The following is an 18,983-nucleotide window of genomic DNA, read 5'->3' on the forward strand; positions in this document are numbered from 1 at the left end:
TTACTTGACCGAAGCGGTCGTGCACGGATCGACGCCGTAAGCCGGCGAGCAGCCGTGCTTGCTGGCGGACACCGTGGTGGGCGCGGCAAAGGATCCGGCCACGATGATCAGAGCCGAAAATCCGAAGAAGATTGCAATTGCCTTGCCCATGGGCGGATAAGCCTCTCGAAGTCCTGAAAAACGCCGCTCTCTGCCTTCTGTGCAGGACGCGACGGGGGCGGTGTTTATTCGCTGGCCCGACGACAAGCAATAACGCGACATGTTGAATCGTGCGTAAATGCCGCAACGCTTTTTTTAACCGCTGCATAAGTGCAACAGCTTGGCCAAAGCGCTTTCGAAAAAAAGAAACGGCCGCCGGTGGGGAAAGCCCCGCGGCGGCCGTTTTCAGAGTCGTAAAGCGGCTCAGGCGGCCCTGTCGACCTTCGTGAACTGACCCTGCGTGCGGTAGCGCACGAGGTAGCTCGGCAGGATCGCTTCGGCAAGAACCGGCTCGATGCCCATGCCTTCCAGCGTGCGGCCTTCGCTCTTGGCGGCGTCGGAAACGATGTTGTCGGCGCGCAGCAGCGTCACCTGATCCGACGTGAGCGGCGGCGTGACAAAGGGGATGAGCGAGGCGATGGAGCCGATCAGCGAGGCGATGCCGAAGGGCAGCGACACGAGCGGGTTCTTGCGGTCGGTGACACGCAGCATCAGTTCGAGACACTGGCGGAAGCTCAGCACTTCGGGGCCGCCGAGTTCATAGATGCGGCCGCGTTCGATCGTGCCGTCCACCGAGCGGGCGACGGCTTCGGCGACATCGTTGACATAGACGGGCTGGAACTTCGTGTTGCCGCCGCCGATCAGCGGCAGGACGGGCGCATAGCGTGCCATGGTGGCGAACTTGTTGAAGAAGCCGTCTTCCGGGCCGAACACGATGGAGGGGCGCAGGATTACGGCATCCGGCACGGTGCGCAGTACGGCCGCCTCGCCGCGCGCCTTGGTGCGGGCATAGCTGGAGGCGGAGTTTTCATCGGCGCCAATGGCCGAGATATGGGTAAGCTTCGCACCGACGGCGCGGGCGGCTTCCGCCACCGCGCGGGCGCCAAAATCCTGCACGGCATCGAAGGTGTTGCGGCCGGTTTCGAAGAGCACGCCGACGCAGTTGATGACATGGTCGGAGCCTTCGACGGCGCGATCGACCGACTGGCGGTAGCGCAGGTTCGCCTGGACGAAGGAGATCTGGCCGACGCCGCCGATCGGCTGAAGGAAGCCGGCGAGATCGGGGCGGCGAACGGCGACGCGGATGCGGTAGCCGCGGCGCGCCAAGGCGCGCACCACATGACGCCCGACGAAGCCCGAGCCGCCGAAGACGGTGACGAGCGGCGGAAGGTTGGACAAGGTCATATGGCTGCTCCTGAAGAATAGGATAGGTAGGTAGCGCCTACATAGCCCAAACAACCGGCAAGGTGAAGCGCGGCGAGGCGTCTCTTTTGCCGGTTTTGCAAGCGCTTGGCGGTGGCGGTTTACAAACCCTCGACGACCACCATTTCCGCATCCGCCACTTCCTGACGGATGGCGGCGGCGATCTGGTATTCCGGCGAGTTGTAACAATCGACGGCGGCCTGCAGCGAGGGGAACTCGATGATCACGTTGCGGGCGCGCACGCGGCCCTCCAGCTGCGCATAGGCGCCGCCGCGGGCGATGAAGTTTGCACCGTACTTTTCGAAGGCCGGCTTGGCGGCGGCGACATAGTCCTTGTAGCGCTCGGGGTCACGCACATCGACCTGTGCAATCCAGTAGCCCTTCGGCATGATTCTCTCCCTCAGGTTATGCTTGAAGCGCGCCGTCCATCTCGGCGAGGATCGCTTTGGCGGCGGCGAGCGGGTCGTCAGCCTTGACGATGGGGCGGGCGACGACGAGGTGGCTGGAGCCGGCCTTCAGCGCATCGGCCGGCGTCATCACACGCTTCTGGTCGCCGAGCTCGGCGCCGGCGGGGCGGATGCCGGGCGTGACGATCGCCATGTCGTGCCCGACGATTTTCCGCACGGCCTTGGCTTCCTCGGCGGAACAGACCACGCCGCCCATGCCGGCGATGCGCGCCTGTTCGGCGCGGCGCAGCACCAGCGTGTGCGGGTCATATTCATAGCCGGCGTCGATGACGTCCTTGGCATCCATGGAGGTGAGCACGGTCACGCCGAGCAGGCAGAGATCGGAGCCCTTGGCGGCGGCGACGGCGGCGGCCATTGCCTTAGGATAGGCATGCAGCGTGAGCATCGACATGCCCATCTTGACGATGTTTTCGACGCCCTTCGCCACCGTGTTGTCGATGTCGAGCAGCTTCATGTCGAGGAAGACCTTCTTGCCGTCCTTGGCAAGGTCGCGGGCGAATTCCAGGCCGCCGGCAAAGACCAACTGGTAGCCGATCTTGTAGAAAAGGGCGGTGCTGCCCAGCGTCCGGACCACCTTTTCCGCCTCCGCGATGGTTGGTACATCGAGGCCAACGATCAGGCGGTCGCGCGCGGACATGGTCAAAACCCTTTCCAAGATTCTATTGCCGTCCAGTCGCATGTGACGGCGCGGTCCGCAAGCCGGAATGCAAAAAGATTGCCGCCGCCGGCCGGCTGGTCGCCGTCGCGGGCAATCGGTTTTCCCGTGAGATGACACTTCAGCAGCGTGCCGACACCGCCGTGACCGATGAAGGCGATGGGTGTTTCGGGATCATGGTCGGCCAGAACCCGTTCGACCGCAGCGACGATGCGCGCCTGTGCATCTGCCGCCCGCTCCCAGCCTTTGAAGCTTTCCTGCGGATGGGCGAAAAACCAGTTGGCGGCATTTTCGAAGGCATCGGGCGGCAGGAAGCCCGTGGCGGAACGGTCGTTCTCGCCCATGGCGTGATCGGTTTCGACCGGAAGCCGCCCGGCAGAGAGGATTTCGGCCGTCTCGATCGCTTTGCGTTCGGTGCTTGCGGCAAAGCGGCCGATTTCTTTCGTCCAGCCCGACGATGCTGCAAGCAACGCCCGCGCGCGGCCACGTTCGGAAAGACCCCAGTCGGGCACCGGCACGGCCGGGTCGATCTGGACCTGCGGATGGGTGATATAGAGGGCATACATGGCCGAACCTCAATGGGTGCGGCGGTAGGTCCATAGCTGCGCCGGCGGGATGTTGCGCACGACGAAGTCGAGATGAGTGATCTGGTAGCGGTCCGGCATGGCGACGACGGGCGAGAGCGGGCCATAGGAAATCTGCACGACGGGCCGGCCGACGGGAATGCGCGACAGGAGATCCTCGATCATCGACACGCGCATATGCATCGGGAAGTTCAGAAGCGGCACGGCGGAGACGACGCTGTCGAAGGTCGTGTCCCGCAGATCGCCGAGCGTCTTGTCTAGATCGAAGGCATCGCCGTTGATGAAATTGACGCGGTCGAAGCGGGCGACGAGGTGGTTGTAGAAATCCGTCGAGAATTCGATGGAGGTCAGCTTTTCCGGGGCAAGGCCGGTTTCCAGGATCGCCTTGGTGATGACACCGGTGCCGGGTCCGAGTTCCAGGACGGGGAGACCGGATTTCACATCGACGACGCTTGCCATGCGGCGCGCGGTGACGGAGGAGGTCGGTATGATCGAGCCGACGGCCCGCGTATTGTTCATCCAACCCTTGAAGAAACGGATTTCGTCGCCGAACTTCTTACCGAGCCGTTCCTTGACCTTCACGCGCAACGTCATGCCATCCCCCTTCATGGTGCACTCCTGGCCGGCGTCAGGATTCATTCCATCCGCGTCGCCGACCATGGCAAATATGTGACGCGGTTTGCGTCAAAAACAAGTCTGATTGCGCCGCCACCTGCAAGTTTCCCCGACATGCGAAAGCGTCTGCTTAAAAAAGAACCCGCCGGCGGCCGGCGGGTTCCAGAACGGTTTCCCAACGCCGCGCGAACGGTCCTAGACGCGCATCGGCATGAGCACGTAGAGGGCGTCGTCGCCGGCAAGATCGCGAACCAGCGTCGGCGAACCGGGATCGGCAAGCATGAAGACGGCTTCCGAGCCCGAAAGCTGCGAGGTGATGTCGAGCAGGTATTTCGCGTTGAAGCCGATTTCCAGCGGGTCGTTGTCGTAGCCGACAGCCAGTTCTTCCGTAGCACTGCCGGAATCCGGGTTGTTGACCGTCAGCGTCAGCTGGCCTTCGCCGAGCGCCAGCTTCACGGCGCGGCCGCGCTCGGAGGAAATGGTGGAGACGCGGTCGACGGCCTGCGCGAAGGACTGGCAGTCGATCTTCAGTTCCTTGTCGTTGTTGGTCGGGATCACGCGCTGGTAATCCGGGAAGGTGCCGTCGATCAGCTTGGAGGTCAGCACGATCGAGCCGATCGTGAAGCGGATCTTCGCGTCGGAGACTTCGACCGTCACCGTCAGGTCGGGATTGTCGACCAGCTTCTGCAATTCGCCGACCGTCTTGCGCGGAATGATGATGCCCGGCATGCCCTCGGAGCCCGAGGGGGCCTCGACATCGGCGCGGGCGAGGCGGTGGCCGTCGGTGGCGACGGCGCGCAGCTTCAGCTGGCCGGCGCTTTCGATCGTGTGGATGAAGATGCCGTTGAGATAGTAGCGGGTCTCTTCCGTGGAGATCGCAAACTGCGTGCGATCGATCAGCATCTTGAGGTCCGTCGCCTTGAGGCGGAATGTGTGCGAGAAGCTGCCGGCGGTGAGGTCGGGGAAATCCGACTGCGGCAGGCACTGCAGCGAGAATTTCGAGCGGCCGGAGGCGACCGTCATGGAGGCGCCGTCGGCGCTGGTGGCGAGCAGCACTTCCGACCCGTCGGAGAGCTTGCGCACGATGTCGTAGAGCAGATGCGCCGGGACGGTCGTGGCGCCGGCCTGCTCGACCTGGGCGGGCGTCGCCTCGGTGATTTCGAGATCAAGGTCTGTCGCCTTCATGTCGAGGCTGGCACCATCGGAGCGCAGGAGCACGTTCGAGAGGATCGGGATCGTGTTGCGCCGCTCGACCACGCGGTGAACGTGGTTCAACGACTTCAGAAGATTGGACCGCTCGAGAGTAATGCGCATGAACTGTACCGCTTTCGACCGCTGGCACGCCGGAAACCGGCGCGGCATTGCCTTGAAACTCCGGCGAGGCCGGAAAGATGGGACGGGCAAAATGGCAGAATTTGTCGCCCGATTGCAAGTGCTAACGGCGCGGGACACGCGATAGTCAACCGTCGTCTCTTGCGAGGCCATCGGCGCTCGCCCATAAGGGGAGACATACGTGGCCGTCCAAACGGCCGGAAAGGGCCGGCCGGAAAGGGAATGGCAATGCGGGACGAGACAGCGGCAGGCGGCACGGGCGAGGGCGGAAAGACGTTCCGCCTGCACAATGCCGTGATCCCCACCCGGCCGCTGGAACCGGCGCTCTATCTCGTCGCCACCCCGATCGGCAATCTCGCCGACATCACGCTGCGAGCGCTGGAAACGCTCGCCGGCGCCGATGTGCTGGCCTGCGAGGACACGCGCGTCACCCGCGTGCTGCTCGACCGCTACGGCATCATCAACCGGCCCTATGCCTATCACGAGCACAATGCCGACGAGGCCGGCCCGCGCCTGATCGCAGCACTTGAGGCCGGTAAATCCGTGGCGCTGGTCTCGGACGCTGGCACGCCGCTCGTCTCCGACCCAGGCTATCGCCTCGCGCTGCTCGCCATCGAAGCCGGCCACCGCGTCGTGCCGATCCCCGGCGCCTCCGCGCCGCTCGCCGCGCTCGTCGGCTCGGGCTTGCCGAACGACGCCTTCTTCTTCGCCGGCTTCCTGCCGACCAAGGACAAGGCAAAGCGCGACCGTCTTGCCGAACTGGCAAACGTGCCCGCAACGCTGCTGTTCTTCGAATCGCCGCACCGCATCGCCGCGACCGTTGCCGCCGCCGCCGACGTGCTGGGCGAGGGTCGGGCGGCCTGTGTCAGCCGCGAGCTGACAAAGACCTTCGAGGAATTCCGCCGCGGCACGCTCGGCGAACTCGCCGCCCACTATAGCGACGGCCACACCGTGAAGGGCGAGATCGTCTTTGTCATCGGCCCGCCCGGCGAGGCTGCCGCGCCCGAAGCCGAGGATGTCGACCGCCTGCTGACGGCCCTGGTGAAGGACATGTCGGCCGGCAAGGCGGCGACGGAAGCCGCCCGCCAGACGGGCCTGCCGCGCCGCGACCTCTACCAGCGTCTCATCGATCTCAAGGGTGGCGATGCGGAATAAGGCGGCGGACCCCAACCGGCTGAAAGCCTTCCGCCGGGGGCACGTCTCCGAATATCTTGCCGCGCTCTATCTCCTTGCCAAAGGCTACCGCATCCGCGCCATCCGTTACCGCACGAAGCTCGGCGAGATCGACATCATCGCCCGGCGCGGCGATCTCGTCGTCTGCGTCGAGGTCAAGGCGCGCCGGGATGTCGATAGCGCCGTCTTCGCCGTCACAGGAACCGCCCAGCACCGCATCCGCGCGGCAAGCGACATCTGGCTCTCCCGCCAGCCGGACGCCCATCGCCTTTCGTTACGATATGATATCGTTGCGGTCTTGCCCTGGCAGCTCCCAAAGCACTTTGTGGATGCGTTTTAAGTAAAAGGAAAATGTAACGAAACTGACATGAAAGCGTAACGCGCGTGTCATGGTCGCTGCTTAGTGCACGCCTCACACCAAGTCCGGTGAAGAGGAGCTCCCATGTTCAAGCCGCTTTCCCTCGCAGGTTTCGCACTCGCCTTGTCCGCCACGGCATCGATGGCCGCCACCAACATCACCTGGTGGCACGGCATGGCCGGCCGCAACGGCGAAGTCATCAACGAAGTCGCCAAGAAGTTCAACGAGGCCCAGTCGGCCTGCGCGATCACGCCGGTTTCCAAGGGTACCTATGAAGAGGCGCTCGCCTCCGGCATCGCCGCCTTCCGCGCCGGCGAACAGCCGAACATCCTGCAGGTCTTCGACGCCGGTGCGGCGACGATCATCAACGCGCCGGGCGCCGTCATTCCGGCCGAAGACCTGATCACCCAGGCCGGCTACACCTTCGACCGCGAAGCCTTCATCGAAGGCGTGCGCTACTTCTACGCCGCCCCTGACGGCAAGTTCGTCGGCATGCCGTTCAACTCCTCGGCGCCGATCATGTATGTCAACACTGAAGCCCTCGAAAAGGCCGGCGTCGAAGCGCCGAAGACCTGGGAAGACTTCGAGACGATCGCCCCGAAGCTCAAGGAAGCCGGCTATCTGCCGCTCGTCCAGTCGCAGCTGACCTGGCAGTTCACCGAAAACTTCTTCTCGCGCCACAACATCCAGTTCGCGACGAACAACAACGGTTACGACTCTGTGGTCGACACCAAGATCAACATGACGGACCCGAACCTCGTCATGATGTTCACCAAGCTCAAGGCCTGGGCTGACGAGGGCTATTTCGGCTATTACGGCGCCGGCTGGAACGACAACCAGAAGCTCTTCGAAGACGGCAAGGCCGCCTTCTGGATCGGTTCTTCGGGTTCGTTCGGCGGCCTTCAGAAGACCGCGCAGAAGCCGTTTTCCGCAACCTTCCTGCCCTATTGGGGCAGCGTGAAGGGTGCCGGCACCAACACCTTCATCGGTGGCGCGGCTCTCTTCGCCATGTCCGGCAAGCCGGACGCTGAAAACAAGTGCACGGCCGACTTCTTCCAGTTCCTGACCTCGCCTGAGGTGCAGAAGTTCTACCACGAAGCCACCGGTTATGTTGCCATCACCAAGGCGGCCTATGAGCTTGCCAAGTCCGAAGGCTATTACAAGGAAAAGCCGGCTGCCGAAGTCGGCATCCAGCAGCTGATGCTGCCGTCGGGCGAATGGTCGAAGGGCTACCGCCTCGGCTTCTATCCGCAAATCCGTGAAATCATGGAACGCGAATATGGCCGCATCTTCGCCGGTGAAACCTCCGTCGAAGATGCTCTGAAGACAATCGAGACCGAAGCGAACGACCTGCTCGCCCGCTTCGCCAAGACCGCCGGCTGATCCGTCGCTTCCTTGAAATCCGTGCCGGGGTCTCAGGCTCCCGGCACGCCGCTATGAAGGTGGCCCCATGAAGCGCGTGCAGTTTTCCTCGCCCTTTCTGCCCTATCTGTTTATCGCGCCGCAGATGGCGATCATCTTCGTCTTCTTCTACTGGCCCTCCGTGCAGGCGATCCAGTCGTCGTTCTTCCTAGAAGACCCGTTCGGCTTCGGCTCGACCTTCGTGGGCCTCTCCAACTATTCCGATGCGTTGGGCTCCGTGCAGTATCAGGCGATTGCCCGTTTCACCGTGGTCTTCACGGCGCTCGTCACCTTCCTGTCGCTCGGCATCGGCGTGCTGCTTGCCGTCAAGGCCGATACGGTGCTGAAGGGCAGCGCCACCTACAAGACGCTGCTCATTTGGGTCTATGCCATCGCCCCGCCGGTTGCCGGCCTGATGGGCATGATGTTCTTCGACCAGCATATCGGCCCGCTCGTGAAATTCGCGGCGCTGTTCGGCTGGGACATGAAGGTCGGCCTGAACTATTACGACACCGCCTTCGCGATGATCGCCGTCTCGGTCTGGAAGCAGATACCCTACAATTTCATCTTCATTCTTTCGGGGCTCCAGAGCATTCCCGTCTCGGTGCGCGAGGCTGCCGCCATCGACTGCCGCTCTGGCTTCCGCCGCTTCTGGACGATGACGCTGCCGCTGCTTGCGCCGACTGCCTTCTTCCTGCTCATCATCAACATGACCTACGCGCTGTTCGACACGTTCGGCGTCATCGACGTGATGGTGAAGGACAAGGCCGCCAACAACCCGATCACCCTGGTCTACAAGGTCTATATGGACGGTTTCCGCGGCAATGACCTCGGCGGCTCCTCGGCCCAGTCCGTCATCCTGATGATCGTCGTCTTCGTGCTCACCATCTTCCAGTTCCGCTTCATCGAGCGGCGCGTGCACTACAATTGAGAGGGCGAGACCCATGACCCGCATCCGCCTTTTCGATCATCTCGTGCTCCTGCTCGGCGTCTTCATCATGGTGGCGCCCGTCGTGGTCGCCTTCATGACCTCGACGCACGAGGCCGCCGACATCCACCGCAACGGCCTGTCGCTGACCTGGGGCGGCCATTTCACCGAGACCTACGACAAGGTCCTAACCCGCAAGGGCGGTTTTACCGGCGAAATAACCGGTGCGCGCATGATCTGGAATTCGCTGATCCTCGGCGTGGGCTTCGCGGCGGGCAAAATCATCCTGTCGATGCTTGCCGCCTATGCCATCGTCTATTTCCGCTTCCGGCTCGGCACGCTGTTCTTCTGGATGATCTTCACGACGCTGCTCCTGCCGCTCGAAGTGCGTATCGTTCCCTCCTATGAGGTGATGAACAAGCTGGCGCTGACCAACACCTATACCGGCCTCATCGTGCCGCTTCTGGCGTCGGCCACCGGCACCTTCTTCTTCCGCCAGTTCTTCAAGTCCGTGCCGGAGGAACTGCTGGAGGCCGCCCGCATCGACGGGGCAGGGCCGGTGAAATTCTTCATCGACGTGCTGGTGCCGCTCTCGCGCACCATGATCGCGGCGATCTTCATCATCATGTTCGTCTATGGCTGGAACCAGTATCTCTGGCCGACGCTGATGACGACCGACGAGCGCTTCTTCACGCTGGTGCGCGGCATCAAGCAGATCCTGCTCGTCTGGGTCGGCTCCAATATTCCCGATTACAACGAAGCCTTTGCGCTGGCGATCCTCGCCATGCTGCCGCCGGTCATGATCGTGCTGATCTTCCAGCGGTGGTTCATCAAGGGCCTCACCGAAAGCGACAAGTAAGGAGTTTCGTCCATGGCGTCGATCGATATCCGCGACGTATCCAAGATCTACAATGGCGGCGTGACCGCGGTCAGCGACGTCAACATCGATATCGTCGATGGCGAGTTCATCGTGCTCGTCGGCCCCTCGGGCTGCGGAAAATCGACGCTGCTGCGCATGGTCGCCGGGCTCGAGACGATCAGCCGGGGCGAGGTGACGATCGGCGGGCGCACCGTCAACGATATCGATCCCGCCGACCGTGACATCGCCATGGTGTTCCAGAACTATGCGCTCTATCCGCATATGACGGTCTACGAAAACCTCGCCTACGGCCTGAAGAACCGCCGCACGCCGAAGGCGGAGATCGATGCGCGCGTGGCGGAAGCTGCCCGCATGCTCGAACTCCAGCCCTATCTGGAGCGCAAGCCGCGCGCACTCTCGGGCGGCCAGCGCCAGCGCGTTGCGATGGGCCGCGCCATCGTGCGAAAGCCGTCGGCCTTCCTGTTCGACGAGCCGCTGTCCAATCTCGACGCAAAACTGCGCGTCTCCATGCGCGGCGAGATCAAGCGCCTGCAGCGCCGCGTCGGCACGACCTCACTCTATGTCACCCACGACCAGCTGGAGGCCATGACGCTCGCCGACCGGCTCGTCGTGCTCTCCGGCGGGCGTATCGAGCAGATCGGTCGTCCGCTCGATGTCTATCATCGCCCGGCAACGACCTTCGTTGCGAGCTTCATAGGTTCACCGGCCATGAATCTCGTCAGCGGCGAGCTGCATGGCAGCAAGCTGGCGCTCGGCCCGGCCCTGATCGATCTCGGCACCAATGTTCCGACGCAGGGCGCCGTCACCGTCGGCCTGCGCGCCGAGGACCTGCGCCTGCACGCGGATGCGGAGGGCAGCCTGCCGTTCCGCATCGACTATGTCGAGGAACTCGGTTCGCAGCGTCTCGTGCATGGCATGGTCGGCGATCAGGCGATGGTCGCAGCCCTCTCCTCGGAAATCCCATTGCCTGAAACGACCTCGCTCTCCATCGCTCCGTCCCGGCTGCATTTCTTCGACACGGCCAGCGGCCAGCGCATCGACTGGTCGGGCGAGGCCGTCGGTCAAGTTACTGTGACCGCTGCTCCGGAGGCCGTCGCATGATGATCCGCACCACCGTCGACCGGCTGGCCGCTCCCAGTCAGGAGGATCGCGCGGCGATCGCCACGCTGGAAAAATCGATCACCGCCCATGATGGCCGCATGGCCGAGCTCGCCTGCATGAATGCGGTGGAGACGGGCGGTCGCGCCGAACGCGCCGAGCCGCTGCCGTTCCCCTTCACCGTGGCCGCCTGGAACCTCGAGCGCTGCCTGTCTCCCAAACCCAGCGCCGAGCATCTGGGAACAACCGGCGCCGAGATCGTGCTCTTGTCGGAAATGGACGACGGCATGGCCCGCACGCGCCAGACAAACACCACGGCCGAACTCGCCGATGAACTCGGCATGGCCTATCTCTATGGCGTGGAGTTCATCGAGCTCGGCCTCGGCTCCGAGACGGAGCTGGAATTCTGCAAGGACGATTTCAACAGCCGGGGTCTGCACGGCAATAGCCTCCTCTCAACCGTGCCGCTACACCAGACCTTCCTGCTTCGTCTGGCAGGCGAACGCCTGTGGTTCATGGGCGCGGTCGACCAGCCGCGGCTTGGTGAGCGCATGGCGATCGGCGCCGTCATCAACACCGAATCCGGCCCGCTCGTGCTGGTCTCCACCCATCTGGAAAGCGCCACGACGGCCGCCTATCGCGAGCGGCAAGTAGTCGGTCTCATCGATACGCTCGACGCCACCTTCCCCGGACTGCCCGTGCTCATCGGTGGCGATCTCAACACCGGCAACCATGCCGGCGGCGACTTCGAGGCAGAAGGCCTGTTCGCCCGCGCCGCCGAGCGTGGTTTCATCCGCCACGGCGGCCCGCTCGATGTCATGACGACGCGGCCGAGCCTCATCACCCGCTGGCCGGAACGCGCGATGAAGCTCGACTGGTTCCTGTCGCGCGGCCTTGCTGTCTCTGAGACTGCGATTGTTTCGTCGCTCTCCCCTTCCGGACGACCGCTGTCTGACCACGACCTGATCACCTGCCGGATCGATGGTTTCGTCTGAAAGATGACCGATGCATAAAATGCAACGGATTGTTTGAACGGCGCTGTTACCGGTTTCGCGTAAGGCTTCCCCCTGGATTGTAAGGGGGATGAAATGGTCCTGAAACTGATGCTCGTCACTATGGTCGGCGCTGCCATGCGTTCGAAAGCCGCCGAAGAGAAGATGCCGCGGCCGTTGATCTCGGCCTCGCTCGACGATCTTGAAATGGCGCCGAAGCCGATCGAACCCACCTGGGTGCTCGCCGGCAACCCGCAGGCACGGCTCTCGCTGCATTCGCGCGCTTATGACGATCAGGCGACGACGGCGATCTGGGATTGCACGGCCGGTACCTTCCGCTGGTATTTCGGCTGGGACGAAACGGTGATGATCCTCGAAGGCGAGGTTCACATCACCGCCGAGGACGGCAGCCAGCGCACGCTGAAGGCTGGCGACATCGCCTATTTCCCCGGCAAGAGCTGGGCGACCTGGCACATCGAAACCTACGTGCGCAAGATCGCCTTCTGCCGCAAGGAATTCCCGACGCCGATCAATCTGGCGCTGAAGTTGCGCGATCGCCTGCGCGGCATCACTGCGTCCTCCGGTGGGCTTGCGGCCTGAAATTTTCCGAGCCTTGCCACAAATATGGTCTTGCGCATTGCTGGTGGCGCTGTAGCCTTTGGGCGCAACTCAGGGGGTGTTTGATGGCGCTGCGGTGGTTTGGCCGGTTTGCAATTCTTCTGACCGTTGTCGTGGGTGGCCCATCCGCGCACGCTGGCGATTTTGATCCGGCGCGTCTCGACTCTGACAGCGAATGGCGGGTCATTGTCAGCCCCTATGTCTGGGCCGCTTCTCTGAAAGGCGATGCGACGCTCGCCGGCCGCACGACGGATGTCGATGTGCCTTTCAGCGACGTTCTTGGCCATCTCGATTTCGCGGTCATGGGCAATGTCGAGGCGACCAATGGCCAATGGGGCGTCTATTTCGATGGGCAGCATGTGCTGACCAGCCAGGACGAGGAAGTTTTCCATCACCAGCTCGGCCTTGACATTCAGACCACCATTCTCTCCGCAGGCGCCTTCTACAAGGTCTATGAAGAGCAGCTCGGTGGCGTCACCGTTTTTGGCCAGCCGCGCCGCTTTTCCGTCGAGCCGACCGTCGGCGTGCGCTGGACGCGCCTCAAGGCAACGGTTGACGCAGGCTTCCTCAAAACGACCAAGCGGGCGGATTGGACAGATCCCTTCGTCGGGCTGCGATTGAATGCCGACCTCAACGATCGGTGGACGGTGAATGCCGAGGCCGATGTCGGCGGTTTCGGCACCGGCTCCAAGCTTAGCGTCAATGCCCAGGCATATCTCGGCTACCGTACCCATATGGGCAATTTGCCGACCATTCTGCGCGTCGGCTATCGCGTGCTTTCGCAGGATTACGAAGGTGATGATTTCACCGGCAACAAGTTCAACTGGAACGTGACCCAGCATGGACCGGTCGTCGGCCTGTCCATCCGCTTCTGACGCAGGGAGAAGACCATGCGACGCACCACTATGCTCAAAGCCCGGACGGCCATTCTCGCACTTGCCGCATCTTGCATGGCGCTGGCGCCAGCCGCCGAGGCCTGCACGCGCTTCGTCTATCTCGGGCCGAACGACAACATCATCACCGCCCGTTCAATGGACTGGAAGCTCGATGTCGCGACCAATCTCTGGGTTTTCCCACGCGGAATGGAACGCAACGGCGAGGCGGGACCGAACTCCCTGAAGTGGACCTCGAAATACGGCAGCGTTATCGCAACGGGCTATGATGTATCGACGACCGACGGCATGAACGAGCGCGGCCTCGTCGCCAATGTGTTGTGGCTGGTGGAATCGGAATATCCGAAGTTTGACCAGAGCAAACCTGGCCTAACGATCGCCGCCTGGGCGCAATATGTGCTCGACAATTTCGCGACGGTTGACGAGGCGGTGGCCGATCTCGCGAAAGAACCGTTCACCATCGTGTCGGATAACGTGCCCGGGGAGGAGCGTTTGACGACCCTGCACCTTTCCATTTCGGATGCGAGCGGCGACAGCGCCATCATCGAATATATTGACGGCAAGCAGGTCATCCACCACGACCGCTCCTATCAGGTCATGACCAATTCGCCGACCTTCGACCAGCAACTTGCCCTCAACAGCTATTGGAAGCAGATCGGCGGCACGGTCATGCTGCCAGGCACCAACCGTGCTTCCGACCGCTTTGCGCGCGCCTCGTTCTATGTGAATGCCATCCCCAAGGCGGAGGATCCGAACCGCGCGCTGGCCAGCGTCTTCAGCGTGATCCGCAATGTCTCCGTGCCCTTCGGCATCACGACACCGGACGAGCCGAACATTTCCTCAACGCGCTGGCGCACCGTGGCCGATCACAAGCGCGGCCTCTATTTCTTCGAATCCGCCCTCACGCCGAACACGTTCTGGGTTGATCTGAAAAAAATCGATTTCGCACCGGAGACCGGTAAGGTGCTGAAGCTGGATCTCGGCAGGGACCAGGATCACACCTATTCCGGCGATGCAACGGCGGATTTCGTCCCTGCCGAGCCCTTCCATTTCCTCGGCCTGCAACTCTGACCCGTTTGCCGGGCTGCCGAAGACGCGCCGATTTCGCCGCGGCGGCGTTGTCTTCACGCCTGCGACATTCTAAATGTGTCGGGCATTCCTGAGGGGACTTTCATGGCTAAGATCAAGAACGTCGCGGTCCAGATGGACCACGTGTCGACCATCAATATCGCGGGCGATTCCACCTTCGCCATGAGCCTCGAGGCGCAGGCCCGCGGCTACAAGCTCTTCCATTACACGCCTGATCGCCTGAGCCTGCGCGACGGCACGGTCTATGCCAGCGTCGAACCGATGGAACTGCGCGACGTCAAGGGTGACCACTACACGCTGGGCGCGCCCGAGCGCGTCGATCTCTCGACCATGGACGTGGTTCTGCTGCGGCAGGACCCGCCATTCGACATGTCCTACATCACGTCCACGCATCTCCTGGAGCGCATCCATCCCAAGACGCTCGTGGTCAATGACCCGGCCTGGGTGCGCAATTCGCCGGAAAAGATTTTCGTCACCGAATTCGCTGATCTCATGCCGAAGACGCTGATCACCCGCGATCCCGCCGAAATCCGCCGCTTCCGCGACGAGATGGGCGACATGATCCTGAAGCCGCTCTACGGCAATGGCGGCGCCGGCGTCTTCCATTCCACCAAGGACGACCGCAACCTGTCCTCGCTTCTGGAAATGTTCGGCCAGATGTTCCGCGAGCCCTTCATCGCCCAGCAATATCTGCCTGACGTCCGCAAGGGCGACAAGCGCATCCTGCTCGTTGACGGCGACCCGGTGGGCGCGATCAACCGCGTGCCGGCCGAGCACGATGCCCGCTCCAACATGCATGCCGGCGGCCGCCCCGAGCCGACCGAGCTGACGGCGCGTGAGAAGGAAATTTGCGCCCGCATCGGCCCCGCCCTGCGCGAGCGCGGCTTCCTGCTCGTCGGCATCGACGTCATCGGCGACTATATGACCGAGATCAACGTGACCTCGCCAACCGGCCTGCGCGAGGTCAAGAAATTCGGCGGCGCCGACATCGCAGCCCTCCTCTGGGACGCGATCGAACGCAAGCGCTGAGGCCGTTTCCATCCTTGCCGGGGCGTTCTGTTCACGGACGTCCCGGCTTCGTTCCACAAATGCAACCGAATGCAACCGACGCGCGGAAAATCGTGCGGCGAGTTCTATAATTGTTCTTGTTTCATTCCGTGTTTCATGCCAGATTTGCGGCTGCAACCCAGAGGCGGGTTGGTGGACTGCTTTCGGCATAAAAGTGTTGTGGCGTCATCGCGCTTTGAGCGCGCTGCAGGACGGGCGGGGCGATCATGGTGGCACGGGTTGGCACGATTGCATTTCAAGGCATCGAGGGCGTGCCTGTCGATGTGCAGGTCATGGTGGCGCCCGGCAAGATGGGCATGCAGATCGTCGGCTTGGCTGATAAGGCCGTGGCGGAAAGCCGCGAGCGGGTGCAAGCGGCTCTCCACGCCTCCGGTCTCTCGCTGCCGCCCAAGCGGGTGACGGTCAATCTCGCGCCGGCGGATCTGCCCAAGGAAGGCAGCCACTACGATCTCGCCATCGCGCTCGGCCTGATGATGGCGCTCGGCGCAGTGCCGGCGGATGCGCTGGAGGATTTCCTCGTCATCGGCGAACTCAATCTCGACGGCACGGTCGCCTCCGTCGCCGGCGCGCTTCCTGCCGCCATGGGTGCCAATGCACTCGGCAAGGGCTTGATCTGCCCGGCGGAGAATGGTGCGGAAGCGGCCTGGGCTGGTGGAGGGCTCGAAATTCTCGCTCCGCGTAGCCTGATCGCGCTCGCGAACCATTTCAAGGGAACGCAGGTTCTCGCCCGCCCAGTGCCGGCGGTGCGCGCGGCAGCCGGCGACCTGCCCGACCTCCTGGATATTCGCGGACAGGAAAGCGCCAAGCGGGCGCTGGAAGTGGCGGCGGCTGGCAGCCACAATCTCCTGATGGTCGGTCCGCCCGGCTCGGGAAAATCCATGCTTGCCGCGCGCCTCGCCGCCATCCTGCCGCCGCTTGCCCCGGCCGAGCTGCTGGAAGTGTCGATGATCCATTCCATTGCCGGCCAGCTTTCCGGCGGGCGCCTGTCGGATCGCCGCCCGTTCCGTACGCCGCATCATTCCGCCACCATGGCGGCATTGGTGGGCGGCGGGCCGCGGGCGCGTCCCGGCGAAGTGTCGCTCGCGCATAATGGCGTCCTATTTCTCGACGAGCTCCCCGAATTCACGCCGCAGGCGCTCGATGCGCTACGCCAGCCGCTCGAAACCGGCGAATGCATCATCGCGCGCGCCAATCACCGTGTCAGCTATCCCGCCGCCGTCCAGCTCGTCGCGGCCATGAACCCCTGCCGGTGCGGCATGGCGGGCGAGCCCGGCCGCAGCTGCGCGCGCGGTCCACGCTGTATGAGCGATTATCAAGCCCGCGTCTCCGGCCCGCTGATGGATCGCATCGATATCCGCATCGACGTGCCCGCCGTTTCCGCGACGGATCTTATCCGCCCAATGGCCGGAGAGCCGAGTGCGGTTGTGGCAAGGCGCGTCGCCCAGGCCCGCGCCCTGCAGGCCGATCGTTTCGCGCGCCTCGGCATGGGCTCGGTGACCAGCAATGCGCGGGCCTCGACCGCGCTGGTTGAAAAAGTAGCCGAGCCTGATTCCGCCGGCCTCCAGCTGCTGCGCGATGCCGCGGAGAAGATGCGCTTTTCCGCCCGCGGCTATCACCGCGTCCTCAAGGTCGCCCGTACTCTGGCCGATCTCGACGAAGCCGCGATCGTCGGTCGTATCCACCTGGCGGAGGCGATTTCCTACCGGATTGCCGGCGAGCGGCTCGTCACGGCCTGATGGTCGACGTCAACGGGGCCGAATATGCATCCGCCCGCTGTCTCCGGTGTTACCCCGGTCCTTTGAAAACCGCCTCGATATGATGCCCGTCCGGATCGACGACGAAGGCGGCATAGTAGGTGGGGCCGTAGTGCAGACGCAGACCGGGCGGGCCGTTGTCGCGGCCGCCGGCAGCGGTGGCTGCCGCGTGGAAGGCATCGACGGCCGGGCGGTTCGGTGCGGCAAAGGCGATGTGGAAGCCGGCGCCGGGCGCGCGGGCATCGTCATCGGCTTTGATGGCCAGCTTGTCGCCTCCGCCCGGCAGCCCGTAGCCGACGGCCTGGCCGGCTTCGCCGGGCCGCAGGTCGGACCAGACGCGTGTATAGCCGAGCGGCGCAAGCGCGGCGTCGTAGAAAGCCGCCGCACGGTCGATGTCGTGAACGCCGAGAGAGAGGTGGTGAAGCATGGGGGAGAGGACGATAATTGGTTTGGACTTGGATGCCGCAAGGCCGGGCCATGCGGCGATCTTATGCACAAGCCATTCAGCCGAAGCGCGTTCGCTTCGGCTTTGGGGGATACGGCAGACAAAACCTTTGGAGCTTCCGCCAAACCGGCGCTCGCCGGAAAGACGTCAGCTTGCAAGCCCTTCGAAGAGAGCGGTCGAAAGATAGCGCTCAGCGAAGGACGGGATGATGACGACGATGGTCTTGCCGGCGTTCTCTGGACGGCTGCCTACCTTCGCGGCGGCTGTGAGGGCCGCGCCCGAGGAAATGCCGACCGGCACGCCTTCAAGCCGCGCCACGAGGCGGGCATTGGCGAAGGCCTCGTCATTGCTCACGGTCACGACCTCGTCATAGATATCCTTGTCGAGGATGGCGGGGGCAAAGCCGGCGCCGATGCCCTGGATCTTGTGCGGGCCGGGGTTGCCGCCCGAGAGAACCGGGCTGTCGGCCGGCTCGACTGCAACAACCCGGAAGCCGGGTTTCCGGGCCTTCAGGACCTGTCCCACGCCGGTGATCGTGCCGCCCGTGCCGATGCCCGAGACGAGGATGTCGACGGCACCATCAGTGTCGTTCCAGATTTCTTCAGCGGTCGTGTTGCGATGAATTTCCGGATTGGCCGGGTTTTCGAACTGCTGGGGAATGACGGCGCCGGGAATAGTGCTGGCCAGTTCCTCGGCCATGGCGATGGCGCCCTTCATGCCCTTCGGCCCTTCGGTCAGCACCAGTTCGGCGCCGAGCAGGGCGAGCATCTTGCGCCGCTCGACCGACATGGTCTCCGGCATGGTGAGGATGAGGCGGTAGCCTTTGGCGGCGGCGGCGAAGGCGAGCGCGATGCCGGTATTGCCAGAGGTGGGCTCGACCAGCGTCGATGTGCCGGGCGTGATCTTGCCCTGGGCTTCCAGCGCCTCGATCATCGCCACACCGATGCGGTCCTTGACCGAGGCGATCGGATTGAAGAATTCGAGCTTCGCCAGAAGGTTGGCGACGATGCCCTTTTCCTTGGCAAACTTGTCGAGCCGCACGATCGGCGTATCGCCGATGGTCTCGGTGATGGAGGCGTAGATACGGCCGCGGCCGGGCTTGCGGGGTTCGCTCATCGGGGTCTCCTCGTTATTGTCGAAGAGAAGATAGGAGCGAACGCGACGCGAGACGAGTCCGGATTTCGCGGGAAAACGGTTTCAAACGGAATAATCGGATTGCCAGCGGGCAAAAG

Annotated in this window: 21 protein-coding genes; 12 read left to right on the forward strand and 9 right to left on the reverse strand. The window is 63.4% G+C overall.

From position 1 onward, the window contains the following. From D0Y60_RS24830 to dnaN, 7 genes are all read right to left on the reverse strand, one after another. Window positions 1-150: a hypothetical protein gene (locus tag D0Y60_RS24830; RefSeq protein ID WP_162911418.1), complete on the reverse strand. Its 150-nt coding sequence runs from the start codon at window positions 148-150 to the stop codon at window positions 1-3. Between the two features lie 252 nt (window positions 151-402). Next, the gene (locus D0Y60_RS05435; RefSeq protein WP_117367590.1) at window positions 403-1,383 is read right to left on the reverse strand and encodes a complex I NDUFA9 subunit family protein; all 981 of its coding nucleotides are present in this window, start codon (window positions 1,381-1,383) and stop codon (window positions 403-405) included. A gap of 119 nt (window positions 1,384-1,502) precedes the next feature. Next, on the reverse strand, window positions 1,503-1,790 hold the full coding sequence (locus D0Y60_RS05440) for a DUF1330 domain-containing protein (RefSeq protein WP_117367592.1): 288 nt from the start codon (window positions 1,788-1,790) through the stop codon (window positions 1,503-1,505). Window positions 1,791-1,806: 16 nt separating this feature from the next. Beyond that, window positions 1,807-2,505, reverse strand: coding sequence for an orotidine-5'-phosphate decarboxylase (gene pyrF / locus D0Y60_RS05445; protein WP_199564108.1), 699 nt, complete (start codon window positions 2,503-2,505; stop codon window positions 1,807-1,809). Window positions 2,506-2,507: 2 nt separating this feature from the next. Then, window positions 2,508-3,089 (reverse strand): histidine phosphatase family protein, encoded by a 582-nt coding sequence (locus D0Y60_RS05450; protein ID WP_117367596.1) that lies wholly within the window; start codon window positions 3,087-3,089, stop codon window positions 2,508-2,510. Between the two features lie 9 nt (window positions 3,090-3,098). Further along, window positions 3,099-3,701, reverse strand: coding sequence for a phospholipid N-methyltransferase PmtA (gene pmtA, locus D0Y60_RS05455; RefSeq protein WP_117368394.1), 603 nt, complete (start codon window positions 3,699-3,701; stop codon window positions 3,099-3,101). Window positions 3,702-3,917: 216 nt separating this feature from the next. Further along, complete coding sequence (gene dnaN, locus D0Y60_RS05460; protein ID WP_117367599.1) at window positions 3,918-5,036, reverse strand: DNA polymerase III subunit beta; 1,119 nt, start codon at window positions 5,034-5,036, stop codon at window positions 3,918-3,920. 246 nt (window positions 5,037-5,282) lie between these two features. Here dnaN and rsmI point away from each other — a divergent pair, with 246 nt between their 5' ends. The 12 genes from rsmI to D0Y60_RS05520 all read left to right on the forward strand — a co-directional run bounded on the left by rsmI (window position 5,283) and on the right by D0Y60_RS05520 (window position 17,288). After that, on the forward strand, window positions 5,283-6,209 hold the full coding sequence (rsmI, locus tag D0Y60_RS05465; protein WP_199564109.1) for a 16S rRNA (cytidine(1402)-2'-O)-methyltransferase: 927 nt from the start codon (window positions 5,283-5,285) through the stop codon (window positions 6,207-6,209). Beyond that, window positions 6,199-6,567 carry a YraN family protein gene (locus D0Y60_RS05470; protein WP_117367603.1) on the forward strand — a complete coding sequence of 123 codons (369 nt, stop codon included), beginning with the start codon at window positions 6,199-6,201 and terminating at the stop codon, window positions 6,565-6,567. Before rsmI ends, D0Y60_RS05470 begins: the two co-directional genes overlap by 11 nt. A gap of 102 nt (window positions 6,568-6,669) precedes the next feature. Next, window positions 6,670-7,968 (forward strand): extracellular solute-binding protein, encoded by a 1,299-nt coding sequence (locus D0Y60_RS05475; protein WP_117367605.1) that lies wholly within the window; start codon window positions 6,670-6,672, stop codon window positions 7,966-7,968. 67 nt (window positions 7,969-8,035) lie between these two features. Beyond that, window positions 8,036-8,917, forward strand: a complete 882-nt coding sequence (locus D0Y60_RS05480; RefSeq protein WP_117367607.1) for an ABC transporter permease subunit — start codon at window positions 8,036-8,038, stop codon at window positions 8,915-8,917. 13 nt (window positions 8,918-8,930) lie between these two features. Then, a complete protein-coding gene (gene ugpE, locus D0Y60_RS05485) occupies window positions 8,931-9,773 on the forward strand; it encodes a sn-glycerol-3-phosphate ABC transporter permease UgpE (RefSeq protein WP_117367609.1) in 843 nt (280 codons plus the stop codon). Between the two features lie 12 nt (window positions 9,774-9,785). After that, window positions 9,786-10,895: a sn-glycerol-3-phosphate import ATP-binding protein UgpC gene (locus D0Y60_RS05490; protein ID WP_117367611.1), complete on the forward strand. Its 1,110-nt coding sequence runs from the start codon at window positions 9,786-9,788 to the stop codon at window positions 10,893-10,895. Then, window positions 10,892-11,887, forward strand: coding sequence for an endonuclease/exonuclease/phosphatase family protein (locus tag D0Y60_RS05495; RefSeq protein WP_348627853.1), 996 nt, complete (start codon window positions 10,892-10,894; stop codon window positions 11,885-11,887). The genes D0Y60_RS05490 and D0Y60_RS05495 overlap by 4 nt, the downstream gene beginning before the upstream one ends. Window positions 11,888-12,049: 162 nt before the next feature. After that, a complete protein-coding gene (locus tag D0Y60_RS05500) occupies window positions 12,050-12,484 on the forward strand; it encodes a cupin domain-containing protein (RefSeq protein ID WP_245409111.1) in 435 nt (144 codons plus the stop codon). A gap of 83 nt (window positions 12,485-12,567) precedes the next feature. Beyond that, window positions 12,568-13,377: a hypothetical protein gene (locus D0Y60_RS05505; protein ID WP_245409095.1), complete on the forward strand. Its 810-nt coding sequence runs from the start codon at window positions 12,568-12,570 to the stop codon at window positions 13,375-13,377. Window positions 13,378-13,452: 75 nt separating this feature from the next. Then, window positions 13,453-14,466, forward strand: a complete 1,014-nt coding sequence (locus D0Y60_RS05510; RefSeq protein ID WP_245409112.1) for a linear amide C-N hydrolase — start codon at window positions 13,453-13,455, stop codon at window positions 14,464-14,466. A gap of 102 nt (window positions 14,467-14,568) precedes the next feature. Next, window positions 14,569-15,513 (forward strand): glutathione synthase, encoded by a 945-nt coding sequence (gshB, locus tag D0Y60_RS05515; RefSeq protein WP_117367617.1) that lies wholly within the window; start codon window positions 14,569-14,571, stop codon window positions 15,511-15,513. A gap of 245 nt (window positions 15,514-15,758) precedes the next feature. After that, window positions 15,759-17,288: a YifB family Mg chelatase-like AAA ATPase gene (locus D0Y60_RS05520; RefSeq protein WP_117367619.1), complete on the forward strand. Its 1,530-nt coding sequence runs from the start codon at window positions 15,759-15,761 to the stop codon at window positions 17,286-17,288. Window positions 17,289-17,337: 49 nt separating this feature from the next. Here the strand turns inward: D0Y60_RS05520 and D0Y60_RS05525 are convergent, their stop codons facing one another. Both D0Y60_RS05525 and cysK read right to left on the reverse strand, forming a co-directional pair. Further along, on the reverse strand, window positions 17,338-17,733 hold the full coding sequence (locus D0Y60_RS05525; RefSeq protein WP_117367621.1) for a VOC family protein: 396 nt from the start codon (window positions 17,731-17,733) through the stop codon (window positions 17,338-17,340). A gap of 165 nt (window positions 17,734-17,898) precedes the next feature. Then, a complete protein-coding gene (gene cysK / locus D0Y60_RS05530; RefSeq protein WP_117367623.1) occupies window positions 17,899-18,867 on the reverse strand; it encodes a cysteine synthase A in 969 nt (322 codons plus the stop codon). Between the last annotated feature and the right edge of the window lie 116 nt (window positions 18,868-18,983).

It is taken from the genome of Shinella sp. WSJ-2, from assembly GCF_003432075.1.
Lineage (GTDB): Bacteria > Pseudomonadota > Alphaproteobacteria > Rhizobiales > Rhizobiaceae > Shinella.

What these genes read in the sequence shown, in the direction of transcription:
- D0Y60_RS24830 (WP_162911418.1), bottom strand. Translation starts at nt 150, where the DNA reads ATGGGCAAGGCAATTGCAATCTTCTTCGGATTTTCGGCTCTGATCATC.
- D0Y60_RS05435 (WP_117367590.1), bottom strand. Translation starts at nt 1,383, where the DNA reads ATGACCTTGTCCAACCTTCCGCCGCTCGTCACCGTCTTCGGCGGCTCG.
- D0Y60_RS05440 (WP_117367592.1), bottom strand. Translation starts at nt 1,790, where the DNA reads ATGCCGAAGGGCTACTGGATTGCACAGGTCGATGTGCGTGACCCCGAG.
- pyrF (WP_199564108.1), bottom strand. Translation starts at nt 2,505, where the DNA reads ATGTCCGCGCGCGACCGCCTGATCGTTGGCCTCGATGTACCAACCATC.
- D0Y60_RS05450 (WP_117367596.1), bottom strand. Translation starts at nt 3,089, where the DNA reads ATGTATGCCCTCTATATCACCCATCCGCAGGTCCAGATCGACCCGGCC.
- pmtA (WP_117368394.1), bottom strand. Translation starts at nt 3,701, where the DNA reads ATGACGTTGCGCGTGAAGGTCAAGGAACGGCTCGGTAAGAAGTTCGGC.
- dnaN (WP_117367599.1), bottom strand. Translation starts at nt 5,036, where the DNA reads ATGCGCATTACTCTCGAGCGGTCCAATCTTCTGAAGTCGTTGAACCAC.
- rsmI (WP_199564109.1), top strand. Translation starts at nt 5,283, where the DNA reads ATGCGGGACGAGACAGCGGCAGGCGGCACGGGCGAGGGCGGAAAGACG.
- D0Y60_RS05470 (WP_117367603.1), top strand. Translation starts at nt 6,199, where the DNA reads ATGCGGAATAAGGCGGCGGACCCCAACCGGCTGAAAGCCTTCCGCCGG.
- D0Y60_RS05475 (WP_117367605.1), top strand. Translation starts at nt 6,670, where the DNA reads ATGTTCAAGCCGCTTTCCCTCGCAGGTTTCGCACTCGCCTTGTCCGCC.
- D0Y60_RS05480 (WP_117367607.1), top strand. Translation starts at nt 8,036, where the DNA reads ATGAAGCGCGTGCAGTTTTCCTCGCCCTTTCTGCCCTATCTGTTTATC.
- ugpE (WP_117367609.1), top strand. Translation starts at nt 8,931, where the DNA reads ATGACCCGCATCCGCCTTTTCGATCATCTCGTGCTCCTGCTCGGCGTC.
- D0Y60_RS05490 (WP_117367611.1), top strand. Translation starts at nt 9,786, where the DNA reads ATGGCGTCGATCGATATCCGCGACGTATCCAAGATCTACAATGGCGGC.
- D0Y60_RS05495 (WP_348627853.1), top strand. Translation starts at nt 10,892, where the DNA reads ATGATGATCCGCACCACCGTCGACCGGCTGGCCGCTCCCAGTCAGGAG.
- D0Y60_RS05500 (WP_245409111.1), top strand. Translation starts at nt 12,050, where the DNA reads ATGCCGCGGCCGTTGATCTCGGCCTCGCTCGACGATCTTGAAATGGCG.
- D0Y60_RS05505 (WP_245409095.1), top strand. Translation starts at nt 12,568, where the DNA reads ATGGCGCTGCGGTGGTTTGGCCGGTTTGCAATTCTTCTGACCGTTGTC.
- D0Y60_RS05510 (WP_245409112.1), top strand. Translation starts at nt 13,453, where the DNA reads ATGGCGCTGGCGCCAGCCGCCGAGGCCTGCACGCGCTTCGTCTATCTC.
- gshB (WP_117367617.1), top strand. Translation starts at nt 14,569, where the DNA reads ATGGCTAAGATCAAGAACGTCGCGGTCCAGATGGACCACGTGTCGACC.
- D0Y60_RS05520 (WP_117367619.1), top strand. Translation starts at nt 15,759, where the DNA reads ATGGTGGCACGGGTTGGCACGATTGCATTTCAAGGCATCGAGGGCGTG.
- D0Y60_RS05525 (WP_117367621.1), bottom strand. Translation starts at nt 17,733, where the DNA reads ATGCTTCACCACCTCTCTCTCGGCGTTCACGACATCGACCGTGCGGCG.
- cysK (WP_117367623.1), bottom strand. Translation starts at nt 18,867, where the DNA reads ATGAGCGAACCCCGCAAGCCCGGCCGCGGCCGTATCTACGCCTCCATC.